The organism is Pseudomonas sp. PKS (assembly GCF_051913525.1).
GTDB classification, from domain to species: domain Bacteria; phylum Pseudomonadota; class Gammaproteobacteria; order Pseudomonadales; family Pseudomonadaceae; genus Aquipseudomonas; species Aquipseudomonas guariconensis_D.
Genome location: NZ_JBEGDO010000031.1, coordinates 45,412 through 53,957 on the forward strand (window position 1 = coordinate 45,412; position 8,546 = coordinate 53,957).

Below are 8,546 nucleotides of genomic sequence, written 5' to 3' on the forward strand. Positions count from 1 at the left end.
TACTGCGCAATCCTAATCTGTGAGCAATATAGTGCACAAAGATTCCTCGCATCGTGCCTCGGTGCTGCAACATGTCAGCCAGAACATCCGCCAACTACGCCATGCCGCGGGGTTGAGCCAGACAGCCCTGGCTGAACGATCCGGGGTCAGCCGGCGCATGCTGGTGGCCATCGAGGCTGGCGAGAAAAACGTCAGCCTCACGACGCTCGACCTGATCGCCGAAGCGCTCGGAGTGGTCTTCAGCACGCTTATCCAAGCGCCTGGACAGCGCGATCCGAGCCGAATCAACGAACTCGCCTGGGCAGGCGAGCATCCGCTAAGCAAGGCCGTGCTATTGGGCAGCAGCACCGCCTTGCGCGAGGTCGAATTGTGGGAGTGGACCCTGGCGCCAGGGGAGTGCTATGTCAGCGACGCTGACGCCGAGGGGTGGAGCGAGCAGATCTACGTGGTCGCAGGTTGCCTGACGCTACTGATCGAAGCGCGTGAGCTTCGCTTGCAGGTCGGTGAGTTCCACGTGTTTCCCAGCAATTGCCGGTACGCCTATCGCAACGACGGCAGCGAGCCCACGCGGTTCGTGCGCAACGTGGTGATATGACCTTTCAGGCGCTGTAATCGCCCAGCAGTTGCTCGGTGCTCTCGACTCGGGCATAGGCGAATGCCAAGGCAGCCATGGACGCGGCCTGGACCTGGGCGGCAGGGACTTGCTCGCCGGCAAAGTCCAGAGGCAGGGTGGCGCAGGCATCATGGGCCACTGCGACTTGGTAGCCATGATCGGCGGCGGCCCGGGTCGCGGCATCGATGCACATGTGGCTCATGCTGCCGACGATGGTCACGACCTTGACCTGATGCTCGTCCAGCAGGGCCTTGAGGTTGGTATCGCGAAATGCGTTGACCTGATGCTTGAGCACCACCGGTTCTCCCGGCGCTGGCGCGACTTTGGGATGGATCTGCGCGCCTTCGGAGGCCGGAGCGAAGAACGGCGCGTCGGCGCTGTCGAACTCATGGCGAACATGCACCACCAGGTCGCCCCGCTCGCGGGCGGCATCGAGCAGGCGGGCGGCGTTGTCGGCGGCCGCGTCGGCGCCCTCGAGGGTCCACTTGCCGCCGGGGAAGTAATCGTTCTGGATGTCGATGATGATCAGGGCCTGCTTGCTCATGCTGCCTCCTGTGGCAGTAGTGGTTGGATGTGGATAGTTATAGGCTTGGGCGATCACTTATGGGATTGGCGCGATCGACACAATGACGGCAAAAACTGACAGCCCCAACATCCTGGAAATCGGCGTGTTGATCTATCCCGGCGCCCAGGGCGCGGCGGTGATGGGCCTGACGGACCTGTTCGCGGTGGCCAACCGGGTGGCCGCGGAGCTTGGGGCAAGCGATCTGCCTAGGTTGCGCGTCAGCCATTGGCAGGTCGACGGCGATGGGCAGGTACGGGCCATCCAGGACAGCTTGCCGCAGCCTTCCCATGAGGTGCGTGCGTTGGTGATTCCGCCAAGCCTGGCGTCGGCCCCCGCGTCTGCAGTGCTCGAGCATCATCGCGCCGCGCTGAGCCAATGGCATGGGCAGGGCACGGTGCTCGCCTCAGTGTGCATCGGAGTGTTCTTCATTGCCGCCAGTGGTTTGCTCGATGGCCGTCAGGCCAGCACTCACTGGAATTACGCGCAGGCCCTGGCCGAGCGCTTCCCCAAGGTTGAAGTGGTGGCCAACCAGCCGTTGCTCGATGATGGCGACATCATGACCTCGGCAGGCCTGATGGCCTGGACCGACCTGGGACTGCGCTTGCTGGAGCGCTTTCTCGGAGCGACCTTGGCCCGTGAGACCGCACGCTATCTGGCGGTCGAGCCTCTTGTCACGACCTCACCCGGCGCACGCTTCAGCCCGCGGCTGGACCATGGCGACGAAGCGGTGCTCAAGGTCCAGCACTGGTTGCAGGGCAGTGGTGCGCAGGAGGTGGACCTTACGACCATGGCGTTGTGCGCGGGCCTTGAGCCGCGCACCTTCCTGCGTCGCTTTCGGGCGGCGACCGGCATGCGGCCGACCGAGTACTGCCAACAGGTGCGGGTGGTGAGGGCGTGCCGGCTCCTGGAGTTCACGCGGCGCAGCGTGGATCAGATCGCCTGGGGCGTGGGTTATCAGGACCCGGGAGCGTTTCGCAAGGTCTTCCAGCGCATCACCGGATCGACACCCAGCGATTACCGCCGGCGTTTCGTTGCCCAGGCATGAGAGACCGCGGCTGTCATTGCGGATGCGGCCCCGGACCTTCTTCGGCCAGGCGGTCTTGATGATTGCGTAGCGGGCACTCCTTGAGTGACAGGCAGCCGCAACCGATGCAACCGTCCAGTTGGTCGCGCAGCAGGGTCAGTTCGTCGATACGGCGATTGAGGTCCTCACGCCAGCGCGCCGACAGCCGGCTCCAGTCCTCGGCGGTCGGGACGTGGTCGTTGGGCAGGCTGTCGAGGGCCTTGGCAATGTCGGCAAGGGCGATGCCCAGTCGCTGGGCCATCTTGATCACGGCGACCCTGCGCAGCATCGAGCGCGGATAGCGGCGCTGGTTGCCGGCGTTACGTGTGCTGTGGATCAGCCCCTTGGTTTCGTAGAAGTGCAGTGCGGTGACCGCCACGCCGCTGCGGGCCGCCAGCTGGCCGACGCTCAGCATCATCTGATGGGTGCCAGACATGGAAAAAATCCCTTGACCTTGAGTTAACTGGAGGTTTTAGCCTTGATAGCCATCGTGAAGCAAGCATCCGGAACAAGGAGACTGTCCATGGCGGCTCAGCCCCATTCTTTATGGTTTACCCAGATGATTGAATACGAAGTGCCGGCAGCCTGCCAGCATGCCTTGGCGGATGCCTTGGTACTGCGCAGCGAAGAGCTGGCAGCGCGTTGTGATGGGTTGCTGGGCGTTAGTATTCAAGCCAGCGATGACGGCAGTCGGGTGCTCCAGTACCTGCAATGGCAATCACGCCATGAATGGGCGGCGGCTGCCAGCTTCTTCGTCGAGGAGCGGTTTCTCGACCTGTTGTGCCAGCACCAGGCGCGGGGCGTGAACTTCGCCGCTTTCCAGACCTTGCGCAGTCTTGTGCGAGGCGAGGATGGTGGTCTGCATTGCCAGGTCGGTGAGCCTCAGGCATACCACGGGGCATAGTGTGGATAACGGTCCAGACGGGCGCCGATGACCATTTCTGCGATCCAGGACGCGAGGATCGAACTGTAGCCTTTCTGGCTCTTTTCGCTGGACAGCGCATGGTCTGCTCCGTCGACAATGCGATGGGTCAGGGAGTGGGCGGCAACGAACGCCGCGCGATAGCTCATCAACGTATTGTGTGGCACATAATCATCGTGCTCGGACTCTACCAGCAGCACGTCGCCTTCGAATTCCGCGCAGGCTGCCAGGGCGCGATTGTCGGCCGGGCCCAGAATCCGCTGGCGGTAGTTGTTCAGGCGCTGGCGGTCCAAGGCGTGCTTGGGGGTGCCCCAGTCTTCGTCCCAGTACAACGCCGGAACCCGCAAGGCCAGCCATTTGACAGGCCGCTGGGTGGTGAGCAATGTCGCCAGGTAGCCGCCATAGCTGCTGCCAATCAGTGCGATTGCGCTCGGGTCCACTGCCGGGTGGCTGGCCAGGCGGTCATAGGCGGCCAGAAGATCGTCGAGGTTCTGTTGGCGGGTGACGGTCAATCGCTGGCTTTCGGTCTTCTCGTGGCCGCGCAGGTCGAAGGTCATGCACACGCAGCCCAGCCCGGTGATCTGCCGTGCTCGAGCCAGGTCGCGCTGCTGGCTGCCCCCCCAGCCGTGGACGAAGAGAATGGCCGGCATCTTGCTGCCGGGGCTGACCACGGTGCCGGCGATGCGACCGTCCTCAACCTGCAACTCTACGGTTTCACTCTGAATGGTCATGGTGACGTATCCGTGCATACTTGCTGAGTTGTCCAAGTTCACTGTCGTTTCCTTGGTAGAAAAGTGTGGCGTCGGCCGGCAACCTGGCGGTGCCGAAGACTTCATGGCTCGAAGCGCACACCTGCTGCAGGGCCGGGTCGTCGGCGAAGGCTTGCAGGGCCAGGACCTCGGCGCTGCTGGCACCACCCAGGCGCCAGGATTGCTCCAGCACACCGCTGCGCAGGTGCTGGCGCGCGTCCAGTCCGCGGGCGATATCGTAGTTGCGGCGCGAAGCGATGAAGCCTGGAAAGTGCTGCTGTGCGGCGCGTTCGTAGGTCATGGCCTGGGTGATCGCCAGACGCAGATGATCCTCCAGCGGCAATTGCAGCAAGGCTTCATAACCCCCGCGCACCACGATCAGGTCCGAGCCACCATAGATTTCGGTGCCCGAGTGATCGTGAGTCAGGCGTTGGGTGCCGTAGTAGCTGCAGCTCAGTTGTCCTACGCGCACCTGGCCGACGCTGAAGGTCTGTACTTGTTCCAGATGCTCTTCGAGCACGAGGCCGACCAGCGCCAAGGTCTTGTCGTCCATTGGCGCAAGCATCGGCTCCAGGTCCTGTGCATTTTCGATTACTGCCTGTCCTCGTCCGGCGCAGGCCAGTACCGGTTTGACCCGCAGCGGACCCTCGCGTAGCAGCAAGTGCGCAGCTCGCCGAGCGTCGGTCTTGCTGAAAACGGTATAGCCGCGCAGGAGGGCATCGCACGCGTCTTGGGCGAAGGCATCGCTCCAGCCGGGTGGGAAGCTGGCGTTGGCCGGCAACGGGTGGGAAATCGCCTTGGTCGCCACGAACGGGAAGGGGACCACACCACCGAACAGGTCGTCCTCGTCGAGGATGCCCATGGCACGGTAGCGTTGTGGATCAACCAGGGTTTCGGTGGGCAGGTAATAGTAGGCGCCGGTGCTGGCCGAGGGCAGTCGGGCCTCCACACGGTCGATGCCCAGCAGTCGAGCCAGGTAATCGGCGATTTTGAGATGGACCGCGTGCTCGTGCTCGGGGGTGTGCTCACGTGTGTCGAGCAGGACAACGGCGTTTTTCGGATCGCTGGACTGGGGCATAGGCGATGTCTGTCCGCTGGGATGTATGGAGTCTGAAGGCACTTGGGCGGGCAAAGTTCAGCCGACATGATCAATGGCCGTCGCCTGCCGATGCAGCGTGGCGATTGCAGGGCATGGCTGGCTGCTCCATTATCAATGGCTTGGAATAGCCGATGATGTATCCGCAGGAGTGCGAATGAACATTCAGTCCCCGATTCAGCAAAGTGTTCCGGCCCGCCTGGCGCGCGTGCGCGAGATAATGGCCGGCGAAGGCGTGGATGCCCTGCTGGTACCCTCGGCTGACCCCCATCTGTCCGAGTATCTGCCAGGCCACTGGCAAGGCCGCCAGTGGTTGTCTGGCTTTCATGGCTCGGTGGGGACATTGGTCGTCACGGCGGACTTCGCCGGGCTGTGGGCCGATAGCCGCTACTGGGAGCAGGCACAGCATGAACTGGCGGGCAGTGGCATCGAGCTGATGAAGTTGCTGCCCGGCCAACCGGGGGCGCTGGAGTGGCTTGGCGAGCATGTTCGGTACCAGGGAACGGTGGCCGTCGATGGAGCAGTCATGGCGCTGGCCTCCGCCCGGCAGTTGCAGGAGCGACTGAATGCCCGGGAGGTGCGCTTGCTGACCCATCTGGACTTGCTGGAGCAGGTCTGGGAAGGGCGGCCGGCTCTGCCAGGCAATCCGGTCTACCAGCATCTACCGCCTCATGCGACCGTCAGTCGTGCGGAAAAACTCACCGAGCTGCGGCGGACCTTGACTGAGCGCGGTGCCGATTGGCATTTCATCGCCACTCTCGATGACATCGCCTGGTTGTTCAACCTGCGCGGCAGCGATGTGTCCTACAACCCCGTGTTTGTCTCCTTCGCGTTGATCGGGCAGGAGCAGGCGACGCTGTTCGTCGGCCTGGACAAGGTCGACGATCACCTGCGCCATGTGCTCGCGGTCGATGGGATCACGGTGCGTGACTATGCCGAGATCGGCCGGGCCTTGGCTGCGATCCCTCCGAAGGCCCGCCTGCTGGTGGATCCGGCCCGTGTCACCTGTGGCTTGCTGGATCATCTGAGCGCCGATGTGCAATTGCTCGAGGGCATCAATCCGACCACCTTGAGCAAGTCACGCAAGGGTGAAGAAGATCTGGTGCATATCCGTCAGGTGATGGAGCAGGATGGCGCGGCGTTGTGCGAGTTCTTCGCCTGGTTTGAGGCCAACCTGGGCAAGCAAACCATTACCGAGCTGACCATCGACGAACGGTTGAGCGCGGCGCGTGGGCGTCGGCCGGGGTTCGTGTCGTTGAGTTTTTCCACCATCGCAGCATTCAACGCCAATGGTGCCATGCCGCATTACCGGGCGACCGAGCAGTCCCATGCGGTGATCGAAGGCGATGGTCTGCTGCTGATCGATTCTGGTGGCCAATACCTGGGGGGTACCACCGACATCACCCGGATGGTGCCGATCGGCAGTCCCAGCTTCGAGCAGAAGCAGGATTGTACCCGTGTGCTCAAGGGCATGATTGCATTGTCACGGGCACGCTTCCCCCGAGGGATCCTGTCGCCCTTGCTCGATGCCATCGCCCGTGCGCCGATCTGGGCCGACCAGGTCGACTATGGGCACGGCACTGGCCATGGCGTGGGCTATTTCATGAATGTCCATGAGGGGCCACAGGTCATTGCCTACCAGGCGGCGACCCTGCCGCAGACGGCCATGCAGGTGGGCATGATCAGCTCCATCGAGCCAGGTACCTATCGGCCAGGAGCCTGGGGGGTGCGGATCGAGAACCTCGTTGTGAACCGCGAAGCTGGCAAGAGTGAGTTTGGCGACTTCCTGAGTTTCGAAACCTTGACCTTGTGCCCGATCGATACCCGTTGCCTGATCCCAGAGATGCTTGGGCGGGACGATATTCAGTGGCTCAACAGCTACCATGCGACGGTGCGAGAACGACTGGCGCCGTTGCTCAAGGACGAAGCCCTGGCCTGGCTCGAGGTGCGCACCGCCCCCCTTTGATGGGAAAGGGCCGCAACGACAAAGGGCAGCCGATCGGCTGCCCTTTCTCATGTCATTTGCACAGGACAATCATGCTGCGGCTGGTGTAGCCGGCAGGGTTGATGCCGAACAGGTAGTCGCCCGGTTCCTCGTCGGTTTCGCCGGAGCGGGCGATGACTTTGTAGCCACGTTTGCCACAGGAGGTGGCCGCTTTGCTGTAGCACTTGTCCCAAGAGGAGGACAAGCCTGAGCAGTTGATGTGCAAGCCCTTCTTTCCCCGTTTCACCTCCGTTTTGGAGGTGGCGGCGCATCCAGCTATGGCCAAGATGACCAGGATGAGAAAAATACGTTTCATTCCTGTCCTTAAAAGCAGAACCGACCAGCATGCCTGGCTCTGTCGTTTTCGCGCTTTTCTTCCTGAAGGTTCTCCAACATCCCTGTTTGTACAGTAGATAGCGTAAAGATCAAATTTTTATGACAGCTTAGTCAGGCAGGCAGGGTGAGACAACGGGAAATTCCCTGTCAAATGAAAAGATTTCTCATATCAGTCTGCCGCTACCGGAGCGGGTGCTTCCCGGCGCATGGACAACGTCGCGCCCACCGATGCAGTGATGATCGCCAGAACCGCCAGCCACTGGGCGAGCGTCAGCACCTCACCTAAGAACAGCAGGCCAGAGAGCGCCGCGATGACAGGCTCGATGCTCATCAAGGTGCCGAAGGTTCGTGCGGGCATTTTGGTCAAGGCAATCATTTCCAGGCTGTAGGGGAGTGCCGTCGAGAGGATTGCGACACCCAGGGCCACCGGAAGCAGGGCTGGGGTCAGTAGTGCGCTGCCGGCATGGGCGATGCCAATGGGGGCGACGAACAGCGCGGCGACCAGCACGCCAAGCGCGGCGGTCTGGATGCCATGTTCGGCCCCTGCGCGTTGCCCATAAAGAATGTAGAGCGCCCAGCAGACTCCAGCGCCCAGGGCATAGGCAGCGCCTGTCGGGTCGATGGCGTTACCGGATTGACCGATCGGGATCAACAGCAACAGGCCGATGACCGCCAGTCCGATCCAGAGAAAGTCCATGACCCGGCGCGAGGCCAGGAGTGCCACGGCCAATGGGCCGGTGAATTCCAATGCGACGGCGATTCCCAGCGGGACGGTGCGCACAGCCATATAAAAAAGGAGGTTCATGCCGCCCAGTGCCAGTCCGTAGATAACCACGCTGCGCAGGGCTGCGGCGCTCATGCGCACTCGCCATGGGCGAAGCAGCAGCAACATGATGATACTGGCGAACACCAAGCGCAGCGCAGTGGTGCCTTGGGCCCCGACGACAGGAAACATGGTCTTGGCCAGAGAGGCGCCGGATTGGATCGACGTCATGGCGATGATCAGCAAGCCGATAGGAAAGAGTGTGGCGGCCAGGCTGCGGGGCTGGATGTTCATTTAGGGCAGGCAATCCTTTTGAGAAGGGTAACGCGGTGTGCGCACTATAGTGCGCAATGGGGCAGGTTGGTCGCAAGAGTGTAAAGGAGATGTTTTTTAAAATAGCTGTTGACGGGGTTTCGAATCCCCTTATAATGCGCCCCACTTCCGACGCAGTCGAA

10 protein-coding genes are annotated in these 8,546 nt (G+C 62.2%); 4 read left to right on the top strand and 6 right to left on the bottom strand.

Annotated features, from left to right (window positions below):
* The first annotated feature begins 31 nt into the window (after nt 1-31).
* Nucleotides 32-595 carry a helix-turn-helix domain-containing protein gene (locus ABOA88_RS22455; RefSeq protein WP_196171117.1) on the top strand — a complete coding sequence of 188 codons (564 nt, stop codon included), beginning with the start codon at nt 32-34 and terminating at the stop codon, nt 593-595.
* 4 nt (nt 596-599) lie between these two features.
* On the opposite strand, the gene ABOA88_RS22460 is transcribed toward ABOA88_RS22455, so the two are convergent.
* Complete coding sequence (locus ABOA88_RS22460) at nt 600-1,157, bottom strand: cysteine hydrolase family protein (RefSeq protein ID WP_367852120.1); 558 nt, start codon at nt 1,155-1,157, stop codon at nt 600-602.
* An 82-nt stretch (nt 1,158-1,239) separates the two neighbouring features.
* Between ABOA88_RS22460 and ABOA88_RS22465 the strand changes: the two genes are divergently transcribed.
* The gene (locus ABOA88_RS22465) at nt 1,240-2,223 is read left to right on the top strand and encodes a GlxA family transcriptional regulator (protein ID WP_367852119.1); all 984 of its coding nucleotides are present in this window, start codon (nt 1,240-1,242) and stop codon (nt 2,221-2,223) included.
* Nucleotides 2,224-2,236: 13 nt separating this feature from the next.
* Here ABOA88_RS22465 and soxR read toward each other — a convergent pair whose 3' ends face one another.
* The gene (soxR, locus tag ABOA88_RS22470; protein WP_196171114.1) at nt 2,237-2,677 is read right to left on the bottom strand and encodes a redox-sensitive transcriptional activator SoxR; all 441 of its coding nucleotides are present in this window, start codon (nt 2,675-2,677) and stop codon (nt 2,237-2,239) included.
* Between the two features lie 87 nt (nt 2,678-2,764).
* On the opposite strand from soxR, the gene ABOA88_RS22475 reads away from it, so the two are divergent.
* Nucleotides 2,765-3,145 (top strand): antibiotic biosynthesis monooxygenase, encoded by a 381-nt coding sequence (locus ABOA88_RS22475; protein WP_196171113.1) that lies wholly within the window; start codon nt 2,765-2,767, stop codon nt 3,143-3,145.
* On the opposite strand, the gene ABOA88_RS22480 is transcribed toward ABOA88_RS22475, so the two are convergent.
* Complete coding sequence (locus ABOA88_RS22480) at nt 3,124-3,894, bottom strand: alpha/beta hydrolase family protein (protein WP_196171112.1); 771 nt, start codon at nt 3,892-3,894, stop codon at nt 3,124-3,126. The two genes, ABOA88_RS22475 and ABOA88_RS22480, sit on opposite strands and share 22 nt — an antisense overlap.
* Nucleotides 3,878-4,990, bottom strand: coding sequence for a DUF3182 family protein (locus tag ABOA88_RS22485; protein WP_367852118.1), 1,113 nt, complete (start codon nt 4,988-4,990; stop codon nt 3,878-3,880). Before ABOA88_RS22485 ends, ABOA88_RS22480 begins: the two co-directional genes overlap by 17 nt.
* 175 nt (nt 4,991-5,165) lie before the next feature.
* Between ABOA88_RS22485 and ABOA88_RS22490 the strand changes: the two genes are divergently transcribed.
* Complete coding sequence (locus ABOA88_RS22490; RefSeq protein ID WP_367852117.1) at nt 5,166-6,974, top strand: aminopeptidase P family protein; 1,809 nt, start codon at nt 5,166-5,168, stop codon at nt 6,972-6,974.
* Nucleotides 6,975-7,026: 52 nt separating this feature from the next.
* On the opposite strand, the gene ABOA88_RS22495 is transcribed toward ABOA88_RS22490, so the two are convergent.
* A complete protein-coding gene (locus tag ABOA88_RS22495; protein ID WP_043213898.1) occupies nt 7,027-7,308 on the bottom strand; it encodes a hypothetical protein in 282 nt (93 codons plus the stop codon).
* A gap of 189 nt (nt 7,309-7,497) precedes the next feature.
* Nucleotides 7,498-8,385: a threonine/homoserine exporter RhtA gene (rhtA, locus tag ABOA88_RS22500; protein WP_196171109.1), complete on the bottom strand. Its 888-nt coding sequence runs from the start codon at nt 8,383-8,385 to the stop codon at nt 7,498-7,500.
* Nucleotides 8,386-8,546: the final 161 nt, after the last annotated feature.

Coding starts and splice junctions, on each gene's coding strand:
- ABOA88_RS22460 (WP_367852120.1), bottom strand. CDS start 1,157: ATGAGCAAGCAGGCCCTGATCATCATCGACATCCAGAACGATTACTTC.
- ABOA88_RS22465 (WP_367852119.1), top strand. CDS start 1,240: ATGACGGCAAAAACTGACAGCCCCAACATCCTGGAAATCGGCGTGTTG.
- soxR (WP_196171114.1), bottom strand. CDS start 2,677: ATGTCTGGCACCCATCAGATGATGCTGAGCGTCGGCCAGCTGGCGGCC.
- ABOA88_RS22475 (WP_196171113.1), top strand. CDS start 2,765: ATGGCGGCTCAGCCCCATTCTTTATGGTTTACCCAGATGATTGAATAC.
- ABOA88_RS22480 (WP_196171112.1), bottom strand. CDS start 3,894: ATGACCATTCAGAGTGAAACCGTAGAGTTGCAGGTTGAGGACGGTCGC.
- ABOA88_RS22485 (WP_367852118.1), bottom strand. CDS start 4,990: ATGCCCCAGTCCAGCGATCCGAAAAACGCCGTTGTCCTGCTCGACACA.
- ABOA88_RS22490 (WP_367852117.1), top strand. CDS start 5,166: ATGAACATTCAGTCCCCGATTCAGCAAAGTGTTCCGGCCCGCCTGGCG.
- ABOA88_RS22495 (WP_043213898.1), bottom strand. CDS start 7,308: ATGAAACGTATTTTTCTCATCCTGGTCATCTTGGCCATAGCTGGATGC.
- rhtA (WP_196171109.1), bottom strand. CDS start 8,385: ATGAACATCCAGCCCCGCAGCCTGGCCGCCACACTCTTTCCTATCGGC.